Genomic DNA, 20,954 nt, shown 5'->3' on the forward strand with positions numbered 1-20,954 from the left:
GGCGCATGAAGCGGCGAGCATCTTAACCAGCACTCGACCGTTTGTCATGCCTGAATCGGCTTTTTGGCCGTAGCCCTTTTCGACAACGACAGCCTGGATAAGACCTGCGGATCGCCGCTCGCAGACCGATGCGCCTAGACAGCCGGGGCCATCCCCCCCTTCTCGATCACCCCCTCCTCGGTCAGCAGATGCAACAAAGCCTCAACGGTGTCAGCCAGGGACGTCGAGTTGTCCAGCACGTGCACGCCCTGGGTATCACCGATCTGCAGCAAGGCGTTGCGCGCCAGGCGCTGCTCGATCTGCTCTGCCGTCTCTCTTCCTCTGGCCAGCAAGCGCTGACGCAGCACCTGTGGCGCCACCTCCAGGCGAATCGCCAGCAGATGCGGGTAGCGCCGCCGCGCCTCCGGCAGATAGCCCCGAGATCCATTGACCAGGACATGACGCCCACTGGACAGCCATTCATTCACCTGCACCGGGATACCGTATTGCAGGCCGTTGGCCTGCCAATGCATGGCAAACGCCCCGCTCTCGCGCATCTGCTCGAACGCTTCGGGGCTGACGCCATGGGCAGCCTCCCCTCTGGATTCGGCCGAACGGGTGATGACGCGCCTGGCGACTTCAACGCCGTTTTCCAGTAATTGCGTACGCGCAGCATCAATCAGGGAATCTTTTCCCGATCCAGACGGTCCTATCAGAAATATCAGGCGACCGCCCAACCGGGACGCACCGCTTGCGTCATGTCGCATAGCCACTATGCTCAAATGAGGGAACCTGCGTATTTTAAGGATTTTCTATGGCCATTGCTGACTTTTGACAGATTTTGACGGCAACAATCTGACAGCCGTGCATCTCGAAAAAAGCAAAACTTTTCAAACCAGTACTCATTTCTGATAATTGGTACTGGCAAAAAGCCTTTATTCGGATCACTATTTGTCACAGAATTGACGCCAATGAAACGGCGGCCATAGGGCAAGATGAGCACCCAGAATGAGAACCCGGTTGAACATTTTGTCGCCGTCACGGTCGTAGCCACCACCGTGCGGCCAATTTGAGAACCGCTTCCCCTGAACCAGAAAAACCGGTCAATGTATATGCGCCCAATGAAACAGGCTATCTATTCAAGCCGCACCGCTGACAAGTTCGTCGTCCGCCTGCCAGACGGAATGCGTGAGCGCATTGCCGAGGTAGCGCGCAACCACCACCGCAGCATGAACTCCGAGATCATCGCCCGCCTGGAGCAAAGCCTCATCCAGGAAGGTGCGCTGGGCGACGAGCTGAGCATGCGCCTGGACAGCCCAGAGCTGAGCCTGCACGAGCGAGAGCTCCTGCAACGCTTCCGCCAACTCTCCCACCGCCAGCAGAACGCGCTGGTCGCCCTGATCGCTCACGATGTGGAAATGGCTGCAGACGCTTCCTGAATTTCTCCATCACCCATGAAAAAGCCAGCTCAACGCTGGCTTTTTTTTGCGCTTGGATTTGGCCCGAATGCTCAGAGCAGGAACAACGTGGCCAACCCCAGGAAGATGAAGAAGCCACCACTGTCGGTCACAGCGGTGATCATGACGCTCGACCCCATCGCAGGATCGCGCCCCAGCCGGGTCAGGGTCATCGGAATCAGCACCCCCATCAATGCAGCGAGCAGCAGGTTCAGCGTCATAGCGCCGGTCATCACCAACCCTAGTGACCAACTGCCATAGAGCCAGAAGGCTACAACACCTATCACCCCACCCCAGATCAGACCATTGAGCAGCGAAACCGCCAGCTCCTTGCGCATCAGGCGACTGGTATTACCCGGCGAGACTTGGTCCAACGCCATGGCACGCACGATCATGGTGATGGTCTGGTTACCCGAGTTACCACCGATACCCGCCACGATCGGCATCAAGGCCGCCAGTGCGACCAGCTTCTCGATAGAGCCTTCGAACAGGCCAATCACCCGCGAGGCCACGAACGCGGTGATCAAGTTGATGGCCAGCCACGCCCAGCGGTTGCGCAACGAACGCCAGACCGAGGCGAAGATGTCTTCCTCTTCGCGCAGACCCGCCATGTTGAGCACTTCGCTCTCACTCTCTTCACGGATCAGGTCGACCATTTCGTCGATGGTCAGACGACCGATCAGACGGTCGCTCTTGTCCACCACCGGCGCGGAAACCAAGTCATAACGCTCGAAAGCCTGAGCAGCGTCGTAGGCATCTTCCTCGGGATGGAAGGACACCGGGTCATTGGCCATGACCTCCGCGACTTTCTTCTCCGGGTCATTGACCAACAGGCGCTTGATCGGCAGCACGCCTTTGAGAATGCCATCGTAGTCGACCACGAACAGTTTGTCGGTATGACCCGGCAGCTCCTTGAGCCGGCGCAGGTAGCGCAACACGACTTCCAGGCTGACGTCTTCGCGGATGGTCACCATCTCGAAGTCCATCAGTGCACCGACCTGCTCCTCGTCGTAGCTCAAGGCCGAGCGGACGCGCTCGCGCTGTTGAGCATCGAGGCTTTCCATCAGTTCATGAACAACATCTCGCGGCAGCTCTGGCGCCAGGTCGGCCAGTTCGTCCGCGTCCATCTCCTTGGCCGCGGCGAGCAGCTCGTGATCGTCCATGTCGGCGATCAAGGTCTGGCGTACAGCATCGGAGACTTCAAGCAGGATGTCGCCGTCACGCTCAGAGCGCACCAACTGCCAGACCGTCAAACGGTCTTCGAGCGGGAGGGCTTCAAGAATGTAGGCGATGTCGGCAGGGTGCAGATCGTCAAGCTTGCGCTGCAGCTCGACCAGGTTTTGACGATGGACAAGGTTTTCCACCAGGTCGTGGTGATGACCTTCCTGACGGTGCGTCAGGTCCTCGACCACCCGCTGGCGCTGCAACAGTTCGATCACCTGGGCCAGGCGATCCTGCAGGCTTTCTTGGGCTTTCTTTACTTCTACTTCGGTCATAGGCGAACTCCACTCCCAGCAGCGGAGCACGCCGGGAGAATCAATCGGTCAGATCTAGCTTGGTAAATCGTGTTATCGAGTAACTACTGGGTAAGTCCATGGTGGTATTCCACTAGCCCCGGCGGGGCTGACGGGCGCAATCATACACTGCATCAGCTGTCAGATCGCTTAAAATTTTGGCCAGAACAATCGTTTGCGCGATAAAGCTACGACAACGCTCGAAACCAACAGTGCGACGGCAGTAAGAAAAGAAAAAGCACATACGACAGAATGTGTCAGAGCTGACGATGCTGCTCTTCAGAGGCGCTACCTTGAAGTGAGCTTAGTTCGAGATTCTTGACAATTCATCGATACGGAAAAACAAAAAGCCCGCTCAAATTGAGCGGGCTTTTTGATATGTGGCGGACTCAGGAGGATTCGAACCTCCGACCGCTCGGTTCGTAGCCGAGTACTCTATCCAGCTGAGCTATGAGTCCGTAGGGTGGTATTTTTTGACCAGATTACCACTGGTTGTCGAAGCTGTATTGACTAGCAAAACCGCCTCAAAAGTGGCGGACTCAGGAGGATTCGAACCTCCGACCGCTCGGTTCGTAGCCGAGTACTCTATCCAGCTGAGCTATGAGTCCGTAGGTGGTATTTTTTAGACCAGATTACCACTGGCAATGAACTGCTTTGACTTAACAAAACCGCCCATTAAATGGCGGACTCAGGAGGATTCGAACCTCCGACCGCTCGGTTCGTAGCCGAGTACTCTATCCAGCTGAGCTATGAGTCCGTATCTTGCCGCGCATTATAGTTCGCTGAATTGTTTTGCCAAGCACTTTTTCGTTTAATTTCAACTACTTAAGTGACTAGGCCAATTACAGCGCCCTACACGAAAAATGGCGGTGAAGGGGGGATTCGAACCCCCGATACCCTTATGAGGTATACTCCCTTAGCAGGGGAGCGCCTTCGGCCACTCGGCCACCTCACCGCAACACGGGGCGTATAATAACCAGACCCTTCCCCGTTTGCAAACCCTTTTTTGAAAAAAAATCGATAAAAATTAAAGGGTTGGTTCTTCGTCCTTCTCTTTCTTGATCCGCAGGTAGATTTCTTCGCGGTGAACGGCCACTTCCTTAGGGGCGCTCACGCCAATGCGCACCTGGTTGCCTTTGACACCCAGGACCGTCACGGTGATCTCACCGTCTCCAATGATCAGGCTCTCGGCGCACCGACGAGTCAGAATCAGCATAACTTTCTCCTCACGCAATTCAATCAGGGACAACAGTCTGTAATGGGCTGGGCCAAGATAGGGAACAGCTCCGGGCCCGGATGAGCCGCAGCGCAAAGCGGGACAGGCGCCTGCGCAACAGCCAGAAACGCGAAGGGCGCGGCAAGCCGCGCCCCTCCAGGCAGCGTCTTACTCGCCCTGTCGGGCAGGAGCGTCAAGTTCGAACGCGGTGTGCAGCGCGCGAACGGCCAGCTCCAGATACTTCTCTTCGATGACGACCGAGACCTTGATCTCGGACGTGGAGATCATCTGGATGTTGATGCTCTCCTTGGCCAAGGCTTCGAACATGCGGCTGGCGACACCCGCGTGGGAGCGCATGCCAACACCGACGATGGAGACCTTGGCGATGTTGGTGTCACCGATCACTTCACGCGCGCCGATTTCACGGGCGGTGTTCTCCAGCACGCTGTGCGCCTTCTCATACTCGTTGCGGTGCACGGTGAAGGTGAAGTCGGTGGTGTTATCGTGCGAGACGTTCTGCACGATCATGTCGACTTCGATGTTCGCCGCACTGATCGGACCGAGGATCTTGAAGGCAACGCCCGGGGTATCCGGCACGCCGCGAATGGTCAGCTTGGCTTCATCACGGTTGAAGGCGATACCGGAAATGATCGGCTGTTCCATGGATTCCTCTTCATCAATGGTAATGAGGGTACCCGGACCCTCCTTGAAGCTGTGCAGCACGCGCAGCGGAACGTTGTACTTGCCTGCGAACTCGACCGAACGGATCTGCAGCACCTTGGAGCCGAGGCTGGCCATTTCCAGCATCTCTTCGAAGGTGATCTTCTCCAGACGCTGTGCCTGCGGCACTACGCGCGGGTCGGTGGTGTAGACACCATCGACATCGGTGTAGATCTGGCACTCGTCGGCCTTGAGCGCTGCCGCCAGGGCCACGCCGGTGGTGTCGGACCCCCCACGACCGAGGGTAGTGATGTTGCCGTGCTCGTCGACACCCTGGAAACCTGCCACCACGACCACGCGACCGGCCTTGAGGTCGGCACGAATCTTCTGGTCGTCGATCTGCAGGATGCGCGCCTTGTTGTGCGCGCTATCGGTGAGGATTCGCACCTGGTTGCCGGTGTAGGACACTGCCGGCACGCCACGCTTGATCAGGGCCATGGTCAACAGGGCAATAGTCACCTGTTCGCCAGTCGATACGATCACATCCAGCTCACGCGGGACGGGGTGATCGGTAATCTGCTTGGCCAGGTCGATCAGGCGATTGGTTTCTCCGCTCATGGCCGACAGCACCACCACCAGGTCGGTGCCTTGGTCGCGGAATTTCTTGACCTTGTCGGCAACCTGCTCGATCCGCTCGATGGAACCGACAGAGGTGCCGCCAAATTTCTGTACGATCAACGCCATTTCAAAGCTGCCTCAGCCCACGATGGGCACCCAATAAACAATCCATCACGCCGAGGCCCACTACTAGACAGTGGGCCTCGGTCATCTCAAAGCCCCTGCTCGGCGAACGGCACGGCCAGGGCCAGGGCATCGTCCAGCGCGGCGACGTCGACGCCACCACCCTGAGCCATGTCCGGACGACCACCGCCCTTGCCACCGACTTTCGCAGCGGCCTGTTTCATCAGGTCACCAGCCTTGAGTTGGCTGGAGAGGTCCTTGGTCACGCCGGCCACCAGCACGACCTTGCCCTCATGCTCGCTGCCCAGCAGGATCACTGCGTGGCCGAGCTTGTTCTTCAGTTGATCGACGAGGGCCAGCAGGGCCTTGCCGTCCTGCCCATCCAGGCGAGCAGCAAGAACCTTGGCGCCCTTGACCTCAACGGCCGCATTGGAGAGATCGTCCCCGGCGGCGCTGGCGGCCTTGGCCTGCAGCTGTTCCAGCTGCTTTTCCAGCTGACGGTTGCGCTCGAGCACAGCCGACAGCTTGTCGATCAGGTTGTCACGATTGCCCTTGACCAGTTGTGCGGCTTCCTTGACCTGCTCTTCGGCAGTGTTCAGGTAGGCCAGCGCAGCGGCGCCGGTGATCGCTTCGATACGGCGTACGCCAGAGGCCACACCGCCTTCGCTGATGATCTTGAACAGGCTGATATCGCCGGTGCGCTTGGCATGGATACCACCGCACAGCTCTACCGAGAAATCCCCGCCCATGGTCAGTACACGCACGGTATCACCATACTTCTCGCCGAACAGGGCCATGGCGCCCTTGCGCTTGGCGGTTTCGATATCGGTGACTTCGGTTTCCACCGGCGTGTTCTTGCGCACTTCGCGGTTGACGATGTCTTCCAGTGCCTTGATCTGCTCGGGCTTCACCGCCTCGAAATGGCTGAAGTCGAAACGCAGACGCTGGCTGTCGACCAGCGAACCCTTCTGCTGGACATGCTCGCCCAGCACCTGACGCAGCGCTTCGTGCAGCAGGTGAGTGGCGGAGTGGTTCAACGAGGTGGCGTGCTGCACGTCGGCATCGACGCAGGCCTCGACCTCGGCACCGACGCTCAGCGCGCCACTGGCGACCACGCCGTGGTGCAGGAAAGCGCCACCGGTCTTGGTGGTGTCACGCACATCGAAGCGCACGCCGCCGGCCTGCAGGTAACCGGTGTCACCCACTTGGCCGCCGGACTCGGCGTAGAACGGGGTGCGATCGAGAATCACGACGCCCTGCTCGCCTTCGCCCAACTGTTCGACAGCCTGGCCGTCCTTGTACAGGGCAATGACCTTGCCCTGGCCTTCAGTGGCGCTGTAGCCGAGGAAGTCAGTGGCGACGTCGACCTTCACCAGGCTGTTGTAGTCCATGCCGAAGGCGCTGGCGGAGCGGGCACGCTCGCGCTGGGCTTCCATCTCGCGCTCGAAGCCGGCCTCGTCGATGGTCAGCTCGCGCTCGCGGGCGATGTCGGCAGTCAGGTCCATGGGGAAGCCGTAGGTGTCATACAGCTTGAACACCACGTCGCCCGGCACCACGTCGCCCTTGAGCTGGGCCAGGTCCTGCTCGAGGATGCGCAGGCCTTGCTCCAGGGTCTTGGCGAACTGCTCTTCCTCGGTCTTGAGGACGCGTTCGATGTGCGCCTGCTGCGCCTTGAGCTCAGGGAAGGCTTCGCCCATCTCAGCCACCAGCGCAGCGACGATCTGATAGAAGAAGCTGCCCTTGGCGCCGAGCTTGTTACCGTGGCGGCATGCGCGACGGATGATGCGGCGCAGCACATAGCCGCGGCCCTCGTTGGACGGCAGTACACCATCGGCGATCAGGAAGCCACAGGAACGGATATGGTCGGCGACGACTTTCAGCGACGGCTGATCGTCGTTGCTGCAACCGATGGCCTTGGCCGCGGCGGCCAACAGGCTGCGGAACAGGTCGATCTCGTAGTTCGAGTGCACGTGCTGCATGACCGCACTGATGCGCTCCAGTCCCATGCCGGTGTCCACCGACGGTGCCGGCAGCGGGTGCAGGACACCATCGGCAGTGCGGTTGAACTGCATGAAGACGTTGTTCCAGATCTCGATGTAGCGGTCGCCGTCTTCTTCAGGTGAGCCGGGTGGGCCGCCCCAGATGTCCGGGCCATGGTCGTAGAAGATCTCGGTGCAAGGGCCGCATGGGCCGGTGTCGCCCATGGTCCAGAAGTTGTCGGAGGCGTACGGCGCTCCTTTGTTGTCACCGATGCGCACCATGCGCTCGGCCGGCACGCCGACTTCCTTGGTCCAGATGTCGTAGGCTTCGTCGTCGCTGGCGTAGACGGTGACCCAGAGCTTTTCCTTCGGCAGGTTCAGCCATTTGTCGGAAGTCAGGAAGGTCCAGGCGAAGGTGATGGCGTCGCGCTTGAAGTAGTCACCGAAGCTGAAGTTGCCCAGCATTTCGAAGAACGTGTGGTGACGAGCGGTATAACCGACGTTTTCCAAGTCGTTGTGCTTGCCGCCGGCGCGTACGCACTTCTGGCTGCTCACGGCACGGGTGTAGGCGCGCTTCTCCGCCCCCAGGAAGCAGTCCTTGAACTGGTTCATGCCTGCGTTGGTGAACAGCAGGGTCGGGTCGTTGTTCGGGATCAGCGAACTGGAGGCGACTCGGGTATGTCCCTGCTCTTCGAAGAAGCGAAGGAAGGCTTCACGGATTTCGGCGCTTTTCATAGGTTCTTCCACGGAAACGGCGGCCCTAGGGGGCAAACACGTCGACGAAACGACGGCAAAGGGCCGCATTATATCGGTCCTGCAAGCAAGGTGCAGTGTGTTTATGCGATAGAAAGCGTCGTTTGGACGGCTTTTAAGGCGCTTGCAAACTAAAAAGGCATGGCCGGATGCTAAATGCAGCCTTTCGCCACTGGCAAGCCCATTACCGCCCAAGGGAAAGGAAAATGGAACAGGCGGTGAATTAAAAGGTTTTTATCCGGGATCCGGAGACGGGATCGCGCTGATCGAGCGCCGCCTAGCACAGTGATCGCCTCCACGGCCCTACATGTGTAACGACGTATCTGCCCGCCACCGGCCTAGTCTGCCCTCCCCATTCAAAGGAGGTCATGCTGATGACAACCCCAGCAGCAAACACGCGAATCATCGATGGCAACGGCAAGCTTCAGGAGGTCGCGATCGGCGAGATGGACGAGGCCATCGCCTATGACAATCCAACCTCGTCACAGCTCAATGCAGCACGCGTCTATTTCAACTACGAGCTGTTCGATCTCTACAAGGCAGCCAATGTCCACATCCAGCGCAGGTTGATCGAGGCGCTGGACGACGGGGCAGTCGTCGCCAGCGTTGACGAAATGCTGGTATGGCTCACCACCACCGACGTGACCCTGCACCAGGACAGCGCTCTCATCCTGCAAGCCGATGGCCAAGCCTTGACGATCCGACAGGCCTCGCCGGAGCAGCGCATTCATTTGCTGTTCATGGGCGCAGAAGCCCCGGCGCAGGTCACCGACGGCCTCACCCTCCCCCTGCGGGTGGACGGCAATGCGGGTGCGCAGGCGCAATTCGAGGTCACCGCGATCGATCACCTGTACCTGTACGGCACACCGCAGTTCCAGGAACGGGTATTCGAGCAGTTGGCGTTACTGCCAGGGTATCCGCAGCTCAACCAGTTACTGGAGGGGGCACGCAAGCAGTACACCACCGTGCCCGATATCGTGCTGATGCAGTGCCATGCCGGCCCTACCCAGCAAGGCCCTGGCTTCGACCTGCACAGGGCGATGCCGGAAAAGTACGCCCACTTGCTGCCCGCAGGTTACATTGCCGTGCTCTACGACCCCTACGACGCAACAGGCCTCGATGGGTTGACCACGCTCCTGCGAATGCTGCAAAACGCCTATGACTCGCTGGCGTCCGGCATGTTGCTCCCAGCTCCCGCGCTGACCGACTGACTGCCTCAGGACCGGTCACCGACACCGATACGATGAGAAGCCCTGCCCCAAGGCCACTATTGGCCTTGGGGCAGGGCTCGTTTCTGGACATGCGTTTTGGCCACGGCCAGCACGGACGCGCCAGGCGTGGAAGATAGCGGCCGGAGATAGACGAGCTGTCAGCCGAGTTCACCGGCTAGGGCAGGCACGATCAGGATGCCGGCACGCAACCCATTCCTGACCTTGGGGTTGGGGAAGATGATGCGCGCCCCCTCCTCCTCCACCACCCAGCGCATTTCGGCCAGGTCTTCAGCCAGCAGGTAGCCCTTGCTGAGCTCGGAGAAGTTCTCGATATCGGCAGGCAGGTGCAGATGGAAGCTGTCGCTGTGCTTGATGATCTCGCGGGCCACGCTGAACAGCTGCAGTCCATCGAGGGTCTCTTCGCCCTCAGGCTCGTTACCCTCGATGATCTGCAGCAGGCGCGCCTGCAGACGGTCGAGGTTGACCTGCTGGTTATGGCCGAACGGCCGCGCCTTGCCCAGCTCCAGGGTGAAAGCCTCGGCTTCCAGCTGCTCGTAGGTGAAAGCACTGAAGGTGATCGACGACTTGTTCTGCAGCAACACCGCTTCCATGCCCGCAGCGTTCAGTCGGGCCAGCTCACGACGGGAATGGCGACGCCCTTCCTTGTACGGATACAACGCGAACTGCTCGATCTTCGAGCCACGGATCGCCGTGTGCAGGTCGTAATGAAGGCGTGTACGCCCCGGCAGGCTGAAGAACACCCGGGCAAACTGCTCCAGCTCCGCCGCGCGCAACGCCTCAGCGCCACTGGACAGCTCATGCCGACCGTTGAACAGGCGGTTGATGTCCTGCTCGACGTAACGCTCACCCTTGCGGATCGCCTCAGGATTGCCGAACAGGAACAGAACACGTGCCCGCGGCTTGATCTCGCCACGAGCCACCCCATGGAGCAACTCGTCGAGCAGCTCGATGGGCGCGGTTTCATTGCCATGGATGCCGGCCGACAGCAGCAAGTCCAGGCCGTTGTCCTTGCCTTCGGGCGGACGCACCTCAAGGGCGCCCTCCCCCAGCCAGCGCAAGCGCACACCCTCGACCGTCACTTGTGTCTTCTCGGCCGGTTCGTGATCGGCCAGGGTCAGGTCAAGCAGTTTTCCGAGGGCGAGCATAAGGCGTTTCCTTAGTGATGGTGACCGCAGTCCGGGCCATGCACGTGGTCGTCGTCACCGACTTCAGCCGGCTCCATTTCCAGCTGCAAGCTGACCAGGTTGGTGGCCATCGGGCGCAGCAGCAGGTTGGCGTACTCGGCGTCGCCCTCCTCAACGTCGACGCCGATCAGCAGTTGGCCCCGGCCGTCCTGCTGAATCCAGACTTCCATACCTTGCCAGACCACGGCAAAGCGCGTGCAGGAGGTTTCCAGCTGGGTACCATCGTTGTCTTCTAGGATCAGCCGCAGGGCATCGGACATTGCAAGTTCTCTCTCAAGGTTGGCGTTGGAACGGATAGACCGAACCCAGCTTCAGGATCTGGGTCAGTTCATCCAGTGCCGTACGGCATTCGTCCAGCAGTTGCGGGTCGGCCAGGTCCGCTTCGCCCAAGCGATCGCGGTAGTGTTTGTCGACCCACTGGACCAAGGTTTCGTACAGCGGCGCGGTCATGATAACGCCTGGATTGACCGCCGCCAGTTCGTTGTCCTTCAAAGCGACCCGCAGACGCAGGCACGCAGGGCCTCCGCCGTTCTGCATGCTCTGCTTGAGGTCGAACACCTTGACCTCCTTCACCGGGCCGCCCTGACTGGTCAATTGCCCCAGGTAGGACCATACCCGCTCGTTGTTACGGCACTCTTCCGGCACCACCAGCAGCATGGAACCATCATCGCGGCTGAGCAGTTGGCTGTTGAACAGGTAGGAGCGCACCGCGTCCTCCACTGTCACTGCAGCCCGCGGCACACGGATCGCCTGAAAGTTGCCGCCCTTGCTGGCCAGTTTAGCCTGCAGCTGGCCAAGCACCGTATCGGTCTCGAGGAAGGCGTCCTCGTGATAGAACAGTACCTCGCCATTGCCGACCGAAATCACGTCGTTGTGGAACACACCCTGGTCGATCACCGCTGGGTTCTGTTGAGCGTAGACCACGCCCTCATCGGCGAGCCCGTGCAGCCGCGCCACGGCCTGGGACGCTTCCAGGGTCTGGCGCGCCGGGTACTTCTGCGGCGCAGGGTAACGGCTGTCGAAGGCACTGCGCCCGTAGACGAAGAACTCCACCCCCGGCTCGCCATAGGCACGACAGAAGCGCGTATGGTTGGCCGCGCCCTCGTCACCGAACTGGGCGACTGCCGGCAGGGCCTCGTGGTGGGCGAAGTGCTTTTCGTCCGCGAACATGGCGCCCAGCACGCGGCTGGTGGTGGGATGCTCGATGCTGCGGTGGTACTTGCAGTTCAGGTTGGCGGCAGTGAAATGCACGCGGCCATCGGCGGTGTCGGCGCTGGGGCTGACGGTGGCGGCGTTGGCCACCCACATGCTCGAGGCCGAGCAGCTGGCCACCAGCAGGGGCATGGCCTCCTGCGCGGCACGACGGATCACCTCGGCGTCGCTGCCGGTGAAGCCTAGGCGACGCAAGGCTGCAACATCAGGACGCTCCTGCGGGGCCAGCACGCCCTGCTTGAAGCCCATGTCGGCCAGCGCCTTCATCTTCGCCAGGCCTTGGCGGGCCGCCTCACGTGGGTTGGACTGCTGCTGGCTGTTGCTCTGCGAAGCCACGTTGCCGTAGGACAGGCCGCCGTAGTTGTGGGTAGGCCCCACCAGGCCATCAAAATTCACTTCGTAGGATTTCATCGGCTAGGCTCCGAGACCTGTTGTTATAGGGTGACGCCCGGCGTCAAGGTCGCCGGCAGAGTGAGGCTCGCGGTCTCCAGCGAAGCCACTGGGTAGGCACAATAATCGGCTGCATAGTAGGCACTGGCGCGGTGGTTGCCGCTGGCCCCGACGCCACCGAACGGCGCGCTGCTCGCGGCGCCGGTCAGCTGTTTGTTCCAGTTGACGATGCCGGCGCGGCTGCGCAGCCAGAAGTACTGATAGCGCGCCCGGGAGTCGGACAGCAGCCCTGCGGCCAGGCCGTACTGGGTATTGTTGGCCTCATCGATCGCGGCATCGAAATCGCTGTAGCGGATCACCTGCAGCAGCGGGCCGAAGAACTCTTCGTCCGGACGCTCGGTCACAGCGGTTACATCGATGATGCCGGGGGTCAGCAAGGCCGCGCCAGCCTGAGGCTGGGTCATTTCCAGCAGCGCCACGGCGCCTTTGCCCACCAATTCGGCCTGGGCGGCCAGCAGTGCATGGGCAGCCTGCAGCGAAATCACAGAGCCCATGAACGGCGCCGGTTGCTGATCGAAGGCGCCAACGCTGATGGCACGGCTGACCGCGACCAGGCGTTTGAGCAGCGCATCACCCCAGTCGCCTTGCGGCACCAGCAGGCGGCGCGCGCAAGTGCAGCGCTGGCCGGCGGAAATGAAGGCCGACTGGATGATGGTGTAGACCGCAGCGTCCAGGTCCTGGACCTCGTCCACCACCAACGGATTGTTGCCGCCCATCTCCAGGGCGAGAATCTTGTCCGGACGACCGGCGAACTGCTGGTGCAACAGATTGCCGGTACGGCTGGAGCCCGTGAAGAACAGGCCATCGATACCGGGGTTGGCGGCCAGCGCGACCCCCGTCTCACGGGCGCCTTGAACCAGGTTGAGCACACCTGCCGGCAGCCCTGCCTCGATCCAGCATTTGACGGTCAGCTCGGCGACCTTGGGCGTCAGCTCGCTGGGTTTGAACACCACGCAGTTGCCCGCCAGCAGGGCCGGGACGATATGGCCGTTGGGCAGATGGCCAGGGAAGTTGTAGGGGCCGAACACCGCTACGACACCATGGGGCTTGTGACGCAACACTGCGGTGGCATCGGCCAGCGGCCCGCTCTTCTCGCCAGTGCGCTCACGGTAGCTTTGCACCGAGATGGCGACTTTATTGACCATGCTGGTGACTTCGGTGGCCGACTCCCACAGGGGCTTGCCGGTTTCCTCGCCAATGCAGCGGGCCAGTGCATCACCCTGGGCTTTGAGCTTCTCGGCAAAGGCTTCCAGCACGCTGATGCGCGCATCCAGGCTCAACTGCGCCCAGGCCGGAAACGCCTCGCGCGCCGCCTTTACGGCAGCCTCCACCTGGGCCGCGTCGGCGCCCTGCCCTTCCCAGACCACCGCCTGGGTAACCGGGTTGAGCGATTGCAGGGCCTGGCCCTGCCCGGCCTGCCATTGGCCGGCGATGTAATGGGTCGTCATTTATTGGGCCTCCCGGCTGGCGGACAGCGTCACGGCGCGCACACTGTCGCCGGCTCCCAGGCGCAGGCGCTTGGCGGTCTGCGGATCGACCACCAGGGTGCCGGCCGCCAGGCGTGCCGGCGCCGCAGTGATGCGGCAATCCTCGCGCTTGCGGTTGTGAATCAGGTAAGGGGTCGCATCGTCGCCCGGCGTACCGACCGCCAGCACCAAGGTCTGGCTTTCGCGCACGGCACGGATCTTCGAGGTTTCGCACTCGATGGCAGGGCCTGCGTCGAAGATATCGACATACCCCTGGTAGCTGAAGCCCTCGCGCTTGAGCATGGCCAGCGCAGGCTCGGTATCCGGGTGCACGCGACCGATGATGTTGCGCGCCGCCTCGGACAGGAAGCAGGTATACAGCGGGAACTTGGGCATCAGTTCGGCGATGAAGGACTTGTTGCCCACGCCAGTGAGGTAGTCGGCCTGACTGAATTCCATCTTGAAGAAGTGCCGACCCAGGCTTTCCCAGAACGGCGAACGGCCATTCTCGTCGGACATGCCGCGCATCTCGGCGATGATCTTGTTGCCGAACAACTCAGGGAACTCGGCGATGAACAGCATGCGCGCCTTGGACAGCAGGCGACCATTGAGGCCGCTGCGGTAGTCGCCCCGCAGGAACAGCGAGCACAGCTCAGAGTTGCCGGTCAGGTCGTTGGCCAGGAACAGCGTCGGGATCTCGCGGTAGATCTTCAGCTCCTGGGAGGCGCTGACGGTCAGGCCGACCCGGTAGTTGTACCAGGGCTCACGCAGGCCGACGGCACCGGCTATGGCGCAGATGCCGACCACCAGGCCTTCGTCGTTCTCCAGTACGAACAGGTAGTCGGTATCAGCGCGCTCGGCCTCGCCACGGAAGCTCTTCTCGGCCCAGCCGACGCGGTGCCCGAGACGGCCTTCGTTGGCCGGCAATGTGGTCAGGCCGGTACCGGTGCTGCGTGCCAATTCGATCAGCGCGGGTAAGTCGCTGCTGCGTACGGGACGAACGATCATGCTATCTCCTTGTGCGGCGGCTCGTGCCTGCCGCGAATCTCTCTGAACCGGCGCCCCGACACGGGCGGCCCGGGTGCAGGCTTAGACGGCGACCAGACGGACGCTGCCGCCCTCACCGACCCCCAGGGCGTCGGCAGCTTCGTGGCTCAGGCTGACCGGCTTGCCCGGCACCCAATCCAGCTCCAGCAACACGGCGCGGTAATCCTGCAACTGGCCGTTGCAAACCAAGTAGGCGCGCCCGCCCTTGATCGGGCTGTCGTCGAGCTTGACCGGCACCACCCGGCTCTGGGCGATCGAGCGAATGCCCGAGGTGCGCGCGTGCAGCGTCGGGCCACCGTCGAAGATGTCGATGTAGTGCTCGGTCTCGAAGCCTTCACGCATGAGGATGTCGAAGGTGATCTGCGCCCGCGGATGGACCTGCCCCATGGCTTCCTGGGCCTCATCGGCCAGCAGCGGCACATAGATCGGGTAGTGGGGCATCAGCTCGGCGAGGAAGGTGCGGCTCTTCAGGCCGCACAGACGCTCGGCGTCGGCGTAGTTGAGGTCGAAGAAGTTGCGACCGATGGCGTCCCAGAACGGCGATTCGCCCTGCTCGTCGCTGTAGCCGACGATCTCGGTGACCACCGAATCGGCGAAGCGCTCCGGGTGCGAGGCCATGAACAGCAGGCGGCCGCGGGAATTGAGCTCGGCGAAGGCGCTGTTCACCAGTTCCGGCAGCACGTAGAAGCTGGTCAGCAAGCTGTTGCCTGTCAGGTCGTGGCACAACGACAGGACGTGGATCTTGTTGTGGATCTTCAGCTCGCGCGAGGCGTGCACGAAGGTCTCGTTACGAAAGCTGTAGAACGGCTCGGAGTAGCCCGCCGAAGCGACGATGGCCGAGCAGCCGACAAGCTTGCCGGTTTCGTTGTCTTCGAGGACAAAGAAGTAGCTCTCTTCGCCGTTGAAGCTCACTTCGGCGGCAAAAGATGTTTCCGAGGCGGCGATCTTGTCGCCCAGGCGACCGGCGTCGTCAGGCAGCGAGGTGACACCAATGGGGCTGTCGGCAGCCATACGCTGCACTTCGTTCAGATCCGCCATTTGCGCGGGGCGCATCACCAGCATGGTGTCACTCCTTTGGGAAAACAGGCCGACGCATCGGCACGGAAAAACAACGGGCGCGCTACTTGATCTAAAAGCGGGCGCCCGCGAAGAAATTCGGGTATCGCCAGCCCGACCGTAGTCAGGGCTGGCGAAGGTGACCGCGAGCGATCAGCCCTGGGTCAGCTTGACCACGGCACGTTCGAAGCGCGCCAGGCCCTCGTCGATGTCAGCATCTTCCACCACCAGGCTCGGCGCGAAGCGCACCACGTCCGGACCGGCCTGCAGGACCATCACGCCTTCTTTCTCGGCGGCATTGAGGATGTCCTTGGCCTTGCCCTTCCAGGCATCGCTGAGCACGCAACCGATCAGCAGACCGACGCCACGCACCTGGGTGAACAGGCCGGACTGCTGGCCGATCTTCTCCAGGCGAGCCTTGAAGCGCTCATGCTTGGCCTTGATGCCAGCCAGCGTCTCTGGGGTGTTGACCACGTCGAGCACGGCGCAGGCCACGGCGCAGGCCAGCGGGTTGCCACCATAGGTGGTGCCGTGGGTGCCGACAGCCAGGTGCTTGGCAAGCTCGGTGGTGGTCAGCATGGCGCCGATCGGGAAACCGCCACCCAGGCTCTTGGCGCTGGTGAGGATGTCCGGGGTCACGCCGTAGTGCTGGTAGGCATACAGCGAGCCGGTACGGCCCACGCCAGTCTGCACTTCGTCGAAGATCAGCAGTGCGTTGTGTTCGTCGCACAGCTTGCGCGCGCCTTCCAGGTAGGCCTTGTCGGCCGGGACCACACCACTTTCGCCCTGGATCGGCTCGATCACCACGGCGCAGGTCTTGTCGGAAATCTGGGCTTTGAGCGCTTCGAGGTCGTTGTACGGCACATGGCTGATACCGGTGATCTTCGGACCGAAGCCATCAGAGTACTTGGGCTGGCCACCGACGCTGACGGTGAACAGGGTGCGACCGTGGAAGCTGTTAACGGTCGCGATGATTTCGTGCTTCTCGGGGCCAAAGCGGTCATGGGCCACTCGACGGGCCAGCTTGAATGCGGCCTCGTTGGCCTCGGCGCCGGAGTTGCAGAAGAAGGCACGCTCGGCGAAGGTCGCGTCCACCAGCTTATGGGCCAGGCGCAGGGCTGGCTCGTTGGTGAAGACGTTGGACACATGCCACAGGGTGTTGGCCTGTTCGGTCAGGGCCTTGACCAGTGCCGGATGGCAGTGGCCCAGGGCATTCACGGCGATGCCGCCGGCGAAATCGATCAGTTCGCGACCCGATTGATCCCAGACTCGGGAGCCCTCGCCTCGCACAGGAATGAAGGCCGCCGGAGAATAGTTGGGAACCATGACCTGGTCGAAATCGGCACGTTGCACCGGGGCTTGCTCAACGGACATCTGAGTCTCCTGAAGAGGAACGCTGGCCTGGAAGTGGCGAGCGATGGGGGGGATTGTAAGGACTGATCGGCGCCTGTCCTTGCTGCCAGGCGACAACTTGTTACAGCGCAAAACCCTGTTTCAGGCAGGTTTTCGGCAATGCGACAAACACTGTCGCAATCGCGCAGTGTACGGGAGAGAAAGGAATGGGTGAACGGGTGTTCACATAAGAGCAGCGGGGAGTTGCGGGGACCTCTTCGCAGGCGAACCCGCGCCCATAGGGGCCAGGCCGAACGTCAACGCCAAGGGGTACTTGTGGGGGCCGGCCCACCCGCGAAAAAGCCGACCCAAATGACCAGGGCTCAGCCCTTTTCAGCAGGCGCCGAACTGAGCTCGAACGGGCTGGCACTGCGCCGCTGATTACGGTCTTCACGCGGCGTGGCGCCGAAGAAGTTGCGGTAGGCACTGGAGAAGTGCGGCCCGGAAGAGAACCCACACGACAGGCCGATCTGGATGATCGACTTGCTGGTCTGCATCAGCATCTGCCGCGCTTTGTTCAGACGCAGTTCCAGGTAGTACTGGCTAGGCACGCGATTGAGGTATTGCTTGAAGATCCGCTCGAGCTGCCGGCGGGACACGCACACATGCTGGGCGATTTCGTCGGTGGTGAGCGGCTCTTCGATGTTGGCTTCCATCAACAGCACCGCCTGGGTGAGCTTCGGATGGCTGGAGCCCAGACGATTCTGCAACGGAATACGCTGGCGCTCGCCCCCTTCACGGATGCGCTCGACCACCAGCTCCTCGGACACCGCACCGGCAAGCTCGGCACCGTGGTCACGCGCCAGCACCGCCAGCAGCAGGTCGGTCACCGCCATGCCGCCGCAGGCGGTCAGGCGATCACGGTCCCAGTCGAACAGATGACTGGTGGCGATGACCTTGGGAAAGCGCTCAGCGAAATCATCTTGCCAGCGCCAGTGCACCGCGGCGCGATAACCATCGAGCAGGCCCAGCGCCGCCAGCGGATACACCCCGGCCGACAGCGCACCAATCATGCAACCGCTACGCGCCAACTGCTTGAGTGCCGACGACAAGGCCGAACCCAGCGCCGCAGGGGGCTCATCCGCGAGGAGAAACAGTTTCTGACAGCCTTCCAGGCGCCCATTCCACGGCTCGCCCGGCAGACGCCAGGCTTCTTCGGGCGCAGCTTCGGCCTGGAGAAAGACGAGGTCATAGGCCACATCCGGATGCACCCGCTGGGCCACCTGCAGCACTTCTTCGGCCAGCGCCAGGGTCAGCGGCCGAGTGCTGGGCCAGATGAGAAATCCGATTCGCTGGGTGGTCATAGGGCGTGGTCCGAAACCTGGGGTCGTTCATGTCTGTGGCGCCGGGTCATGCTGCGCTTCGCTGCGCAGCATGCCCTATTCTGGTGCAAGGCGCAGCCTTTACTTCAGACTGCCGGAAAGGAACTGCTTGAGTCGCTCCGACTGCGGATTGACCAGCACTTCACGCGGGTTGCCGCGCTCTTCCACCAACCCTTTGTGCAAGAACACCAACTGGTTGGAAACCTCACGGGCGAAGCCCATTTCGTGGGTCACCACGACCATGGTGCGCCCCTCCTGGGCCAGCGACTGCATGACCTTGAGCACATCCCCCACCAGCTCAGGGTCCAGCGCCGAGGTCGGCTCGTCGAACAGCATCACCTCAGGCTCCATGGCCAGGGCCCGGGCGATCGCGACCCGCTGCTGCTCGCCACCGGACATGTGCCCAGGGAAAGCCTCCTTGCGATGGGCCACGCCCACCTTGTTCAGGTAGTGCTCGGCCTTTTCCAGCGCTTCCTTACGATTCACACCCAGCACGTGCACCGGCGCTTCGATCACGTTCTCCAGCGCCGTCATGTGCGACCAGAGATTGAAGTGCTGGAACACCATCGACAGGCGCGAACGCATGCGCTGCAACTGCTTGGGATCGGCAGCCTTGAGCGCGCCATCCTTGCCAGGGACCAGCTTGAGCTCTTCGTTGTTGAGCAGAATCTTCCCGGCGTGCGGCTGCTCGAGCAGGTTGATGCAGCGCAGAAAGGTCGACTTGCCCGAACCACTGGAGCCGATGATGCTGATCACGTCGCCCGCCTTGGCTTCGAGCGAAATGCCCTTGAGCACCTCGTGGCTGCCATAGCGCTTGTGCAGGTCTTGAACTTGAAGTTTGTACATGCTGTCGGTTCTCACAGAGCGATCAGTGCTTGCGTGGCGCCAGGTAGCTGAGCCAGCGGCGTTCGGCCATCTTGAACAGGCGCACCAGGATGAAGGTCAGGCACAGGTAGAACACGCCCGCCGTGATGTAAGCCTCGAAAGGCAGGTAGTACTGGGCATTGACGGTACGTGCCGCGCCAGTGATGTCGATCAGGGTGACGATCGAGGCAAGGCTGGTGGTCTGCAGCATCATGATCACCTCGTTGCTGTACTGCGGCAGCGCCCGGCGCAGGGCCGAGGGCAGCAGGATGCGGCGGTACATCTTCATGCGCGACATGCCCATGGCCTTGGCCGCTTCGATTTCACCGTGCGGGGTGGCCCGCAGGCTACCGGCGATGATCTCGGCAGTGTAGGCACTGGTATTGATCGCAAAGGCCAGGCACGCACAGAAGGTTGCGCTCGACAGCCATGGCCAGAGGAAACTCTCGCGCACGGCTTCGAACTGCGCCAGGCCGTAGTAGATCAAAAACAGCTGCACGAGCATCGGCGTGCCGCGGATCACATAGGTATACAGCCAGGCGATGAGGCTCACCAGCGGTTGCTTGGAGACCCGCATCAGGCCCAAGGGAATGGCCGTCAGCAAACCGAAGAACAGCGACAGCGCCAGCAGCTTCAGGGTGGTCAGCAGGCCGCCCAGGTAAAGGGGCATGGCTTCCCAGATGACGTTGTAGTCGAAGATCATAGTTCAGCCACCTTTACGCCCACCGAATAGCGTCGCTCGAGGTACTTCAGGGCCAGCAGCGAGATGCTGGTGAGCACCAGGTACAGGGCCGCCACCGCCAGGAAGAAGGTAAAAGGCTCGCGCGTGGCATCGGCTGCCTGCTTGGCCTTGAACATCATGTCCTGCAAGCCGACCACCGAGATCAGCGCCGTGGCCTTGGTCAGCACCAACCAGTTGTTGGTGAAACCAGGGATCGCCAGACGGATCATCTGCGGCACCATGATGCGGAAGAAGACCTGCACACCGCTCATGCCATAGGCCATGCCCGCCTCGGCCTGCCCCTTGGGAATACCCAGGAACGCGCCACGGAAGGTTTCAGAAAGGTACGCACCGAAAATGAAGCCCAAGGTGCCCACACCCGCCACGAACGGATTGAGGTCGATGTAGTCGTCATAGCCGACCAGCGGCGCGATGCGGTTGATCAGATCCTGACCGCCGTAGAAGATCAGCAGGATCAGCACCAGGTCAGGGATGCCACGGATCACCGTGGAATACATATCGCCCAGCCAGGCCAACCAGCGCACTGGCGACAAACGCAGCGCCACGCCGATCAGGCCAAGCACGATGGCCAGGGCCATCGACGACAGGGCGAGCTGCAGCGTCAGCCATGCCCCATCGAGGATGACTGCCCCGTAGCCTTTCAACATGATTGGGATTCCTCGGGACTTGGAATGAAAAATGGTGCAAA

At 61.6% G+C, this 20,954-nt stretch carries 18 protein-coding genes and 4 tRNA genes; 2 read left to right on the forward strand and 20 right to left on the reverse strand.

The window, feature by feature from the left end; all coding sequences use genetic code 11:
* Nucleotides 1–134 precede the first annotated feature (134 nt).
* Nucleotides 135–746 (reverse strand): phosphonate metabolism protein/1,5-bisphosphokinase (PRPP-forming) PhnN, encoded by a 612-nt coding sequence (phnN, locus tag IEC33019_RS16680; protein WP_070092489.1) that lies wholly within the window; start codon nucleotides 744–746, stop codon nucleotides 135–137.
* A 345-nt stretch (nucleotides 747–1,091) separates the two neighbouring features.
* On the opposite strand from phnN, the gene IEC33019_RS16690 reads away from it, so the two are divergent.
* The gene (locus tag IEC33019_RS16690) at nucleotides 1,092–1,418 is read left to right on the forward strand and encodes an Arc family DNA-binding protein (RefSeq protein WP_003254499.1); all 327 of its coding nucleotides are present in this window, start codon (nucleotides 1,092–1,094) and stop codon (nucleotides 1,416–1,418) included.
* Nucleotides 1,419–1,489: 71 nt separating this feature from the next.
* Here IEC33019_RS16690 and mgtE read toward each other — a convergent pair whose 3' ends face one another.
* The 8 genes from mgtE to alaS form a co-directional block, all read right to left on the reverse strand.
* Nucleotides 1,490–2,932, reverse strand: coding sequence for a magnesium transporter (mgtE, locus tag IEC33019_RS16695; RefSeq protein ID WP_070092490.1), 1,443 nt, complete (start codon nucleotides 2,930–2,932; stop codon nucleotides 1,490–1,492).
* A 399-nt stretch (nucleotides 2,933–3,331) separates the two neighbouring features.
* Nucleotides 3,332–3,408 (reverse strand) — tRNA-Arg (locus tag IEC33019_RS16700).
* A 73-nt stretch (nucleotides 3,409–3,481) separates the two neighbouring features.
* A tRNA-Arg gene (locus IEC33019_RS16705) sits at nucleotides 3,482–3,558 on the reverse strand.
* Nucleotides 3,559–3,630: 72 nt separating this feature from the next.
* Nucleotides 3,631–3,707 (reverse strand) — tRNA-Arg (locus IEC33019_RS16710).
* Between the two features lie 107 nt (nucleotides 3,708–3,814).
* Nucleotides 3,815–3,905: transfer RNA gene (locus tag IEC33019_RS16715), tRNA-Ser, on the reverse strand.
* Nucleotides 3,906–3,977: 72 nt separating this feature from the next.
* Nucleotides 3,978–4,166, reverse strand: a complete 189-nt coding sequence (csrA, locus tag IEC33019_RS16720; protein WP_043209419.1) for a carbon storage regulator CsrA — start codon at nucleotides 4,164–4,166, stop codon at nucleotides 3,978–3,980.
* Nucleotides 4,167–4,334: 168 nt separating this feature from the next.
* Nucleotides 4,335–5,570, reverse strand: coding sequence for an aspartate kinase (locus tag IEC33019_RS16725; protein ID WP_043209416.1), 1,236 nt, complete (start codon nucleotides 5,568–5,570; stop codon nucleotides 4,335–4,337).
* 86 nt (nucleotides 5,571–5,656) lie between these two features.
* The gene (gene alaS / locus IEC33019_RS16730; RefSeq protein ID WP_070092491.1) at nucleotides 5,657–8,281 is read right to left on the reverse strand and encodes an alanine--tRNA ligase; all 2,625 of its coding nucleotides are present in this window, start codon (nucleotides 8,279–8,281) and stop codon (nucleotides 5,657–5,659) included.
* Between the two features lie 392 nt (nucleotides 8,282–8,673).
* Here alaS and IEC33019_RS16735 point away from each other — a divergent pair, with 392 nt between their 5' ends.
* Entirely contained in the window at nucleotides 8,674–9,510 is an 837-nt protein-coding gene (locus IEC33019_RS16735; RefSeq protein ID WP_139139874.1) for a hypothetical protein, read from the forward strand.
* A gap of 158 nt (nucleotides 9,511–9,668) precedes the next feature.
* Here IEC33019_RS16735 and astE read toward each other — a convergent pair whose 3' ends face one another.
* The 11 genes from astE to IEC33019_RS16790 all read right to left on the reverse strand — a co-directional run bounded on the left by astE (nucleotide 9,669) and on the right by IEC33019_RS16790 (nucleotide 20,913).
* Nucleotides 9,669–10,676, reverse strand: coding sequence for a succinylglutamate desuccinylase (astE, locus tag IEC33019_RS16740; RefSeq protein ID WP_070092493.1), 1,008 nt, complete (start codon nucleotides 10,674–10,676; stop codon nucleotides 9,669–9,671).
* An 11-nt stretch (nucleotides 10,677–10,687) separates the two neighbouring features.
* Nucleotides 10,688–10,975: a topoisomerase II gene (locus IEC33019_RS16745; RefSeq protein ID WP_099593763.1), complete on the reverse strand. Its 288-nt coding sequence runs from the start codon at nucleotides 10,973–10,975 to the stop codon at nucleotides 10,688–10,690.
* A 13-nt stretch (nucleotides 10,976–10,988) separates the two neighbouring features.
* Nucleotides 10,989–12,338, reverse strand: a complete 1,350-nt coding sequence (gene astB, locus IEC33019_RS16750) for an N-succinylarginine dihydrolase (RefSeq protein WP_070092495.1) — start codon at nucleotides 12,336–12,338, stop codon at nucleotides 10,989–10,991.
* 23 nt (nucleotides 12,339–12,361) lie between these two features.
* Nucleotides 12,362–13,825, reverse strand: coding sequence for a succinylglutamate-semialdehyde dehydrogenase (gene astD, locus IEC33019_RS16755; protein ID WP_070092496.1), 1,464 nt, complete (start codon nucleotides 13,823–13,825; stop codon nucleotides 12,362–12,364).
* On the reverse strand, nucleotides 13,826–14,851 hold the full coding sequence (gene astA, locus IEC33019_RS16760) for an arginine N-succinyltransferase (protein WP_070092497.1): 1,026 nt from the start codon (nucleotides 14,849–14,851) through the stop codon (nucleotides 13,826–13,828).
* Nucleotides 14,852–14,932: 81 nt separating this feature from the next.
* Nucleotides 14,933–15,952: an arginine/ornithine succinyltransferase subunit alpha gene (aruF, locus tag IEC33019_RS16765; protein ID WP_043209401.1), complete on the reverse strand. Its 1,020-nt coding sequence runs from the start codon at nucleotides 15,950–15,952 to the stop codon at nucleotides 14,933–14,935.
* 147 nt (nucleotides 15,953–16,099) lie between these two features.
* Nucleotides 16,100–17,320: an aspartate aminotransferase family protein gene (locus IEC33019_RS16770; protein ID WP_070092499.1), complete on the reverse strand. Its 1,221-nt coding sequence runs from the start codon at nucleotides 17,318–17,320 to the stop codon at nucleotides 16,100–16,102.
* A gap of 341 nt (nucleotides 17,321–17,661) precedes the next feature.
* Nucleotides 17,662–18,642: a transcriptional regulator ArgR gene (gene argR / locus IEC33019_RS16775; RefSeq protein WP_070092500.1), complete on the reverse strand. Its 981-nt coding sequence runs from the start codon at nucleotides 18,640–18,642 to the stop codon at nucleotides 17,662–17,664.
* 99 nt (nucleotides 18,643–18,741) lie between these two features.
* Nucleotides 18,742–19,506: an ABC transporter ATP-binding protein gene (locus tag IEC33019_RS16780; protein ID WP_070092501.1), complete on the reverse strand. Its 765-nt coding sequence runs from the start codon at nucleotides 19,504–19,506 to the stop codon at nucleotides 18,742–18,744.
* 22 nt (nucleotides 19,507–19,528) lie between these two features.
* Nucleotides 19,529–20,227 carry an ABC transporter permease gene (locus tag IEC33019_RS16785; RefSeq protein ID WP_070092502.1) on the reverse strand — a complete coding sequence of 233 codons (699 nt, stop codon included), beginning with the start codon at nucleotides 20,225–20,227 and terminating at the stop codon, nucleotides 19,529–19,531.
* A complete protein-coding gene (locus IEC33019_RS16790) occupies nucleotides 20,224–20,913 on the reverse strand; it encodes an ABC transporter permease (RefSeq protein WP_070092503.1) in 690 nt (229 codons plus the stop codon). Before IEC33019_RS16790 ends, IEC33019_RS16785 begins: the two co-directional genes overlap by 4 nt.
* Between the last annotated feature and the right edge of the window lie 41 nt (nucleotides 20,914–20,954).

It is taken from the genome of Pseudomonas putida (genome assembly GCF_002741075.1).
In the GTDB taxonomy this organism is placed as follows: Bacteria; Pseudomonadota; Gammaproteobacteria; order Pseudomonadales; family Pseudomonadaceae; genus Aquipseudomonas; species Aquipseudomonas putida_T.

Excerpts from the sequence above, each read along its gene's own strand:
- phnN (WP_070092489.1), bottom strand. The coding sequence starts at position 746 with ATGCGACATGACGCAAGCGGTGCGTCCCGGTTGGGCGGTCGCCTGATA.
- IEC33019_RS16690 (WP_003254499.1), top strand. The coding sequence starts at position 1,092 with ATGCGCCCAATGAAACAGGCTATCTATTCAAGCCGCACCGCTGACAAG.
- mgtE (WP_070092490.1), bottom strand. The coding sequence starts at position 2,932 with ATGACCGAAGTAGAAGTAAAGAAAGCCCAAGAAAGCCTGCAGGATCGC.
- csrA (WP_043209419.1), bottom strand. The coding sequence starts at position 4,166 with ATGCTGATTCTGACTCGTCGGTGCGCCGAGAGCCTGATCATTGGAGAC.
- IEC33019_RS16725 (WP_043209416.1), bottom strand. The coding sequence starts at position 5,570 with ATGGCGTTGATCGTACAGAAATTTGGCGGCACCTCTGTCGGTTCCATC.
- alaS (WP_070092491.1), bottom strand. The coding sequence starts at position 8,281 with ATGAAAAGCGCCGAAATCCGTGAAGCCTTCCTTCGCTTCTTCGAAGAG.
- IEC33019_RS16735 (WP_139139874.1), top strand. The coding sequence starts at position 8,674 with ATGACAACCCCAGCAGCAAACACGCGAATCATCGATGGCAACGGCAAG.
- astE (WP_070092493.1), bottom strand. The coding sequence starts at position 10,676 with ATGCTCGCCCTCGGAAAACTGCTTGACCTGACCCTGGCCGATCACGAA.
- IEC33019_RS16745 (WP_099593763.1), bottom strand. The coding sequence starts at position 10,975 with ATGTCCGATGCCCTGCGGCTGATCCTAGAAGACAACGATGGTACCCAG.
- astB (WP_070092495.1), bottom strand. The coding sequence starts at position 12,338 with ATGAAATCCTACGAAGTGAATTTTGATGGCCTGGTGGGGCCTACCCAC.
- astD (WP_070092496.1), bottom strand. The coding sequence starts at position 13,825 with ATGACGACCCATTACATCGCCGGCCAATGGCAGGCCGGGCAGGGCCAG.
- astA (WP_070092497.1), bottom strand. The coding sequence starts at position 14,851 with ATGATCGTTCGTCCCGTACGCAGCAGCGACTTACCCGCGCTGATCGAA.
- aruF (WP_043209401.1), bottom strand. The coding sequence starts at position 15,952 with ATGCTGGTGATGCGCCCCGCGCAAATGGCGGATCTGAACGAAGTGCAG.
- IEC33019_RS16770 (WP_070092499.1), bottom strand. The coding sequence starts at position 17,320 with ATGTCCGTTGAGCAAGCCCCGGTGCAACGTGCCGATTTCGACCAGGTC.
- argR (WP_070092500.1), bottom strand. The coding sequence starts at position 18,642 with ATGACCACCCAGCGAATCGGATTTCTCATCTGGCCCAGCACTCGGCCG.
- IEC33019_RS16780 (WP_070092501.1), bottom strand. The coding sequence starts at position 19,506 with ATGTACAAACTTCAAGTTCAAGACCTGCACAAGCGCTATGGCAGCCAC.
- IEC33019_RS16785 (WP_070092502.1), bottom strand. The coding sequence starts at position 20,227 with ATGATCTTCGACTACAACGTCATCTGGGAAGCCATGCCCCTTTACCTG.
- IEC33019_RS16790 (WP_070092503.1), bottom strand. The coding sequence starts at position 20,913 with ATGTTGAAAGGCTACGGGGCAGTCATCCTCGATGGGGCATGGCTGACG.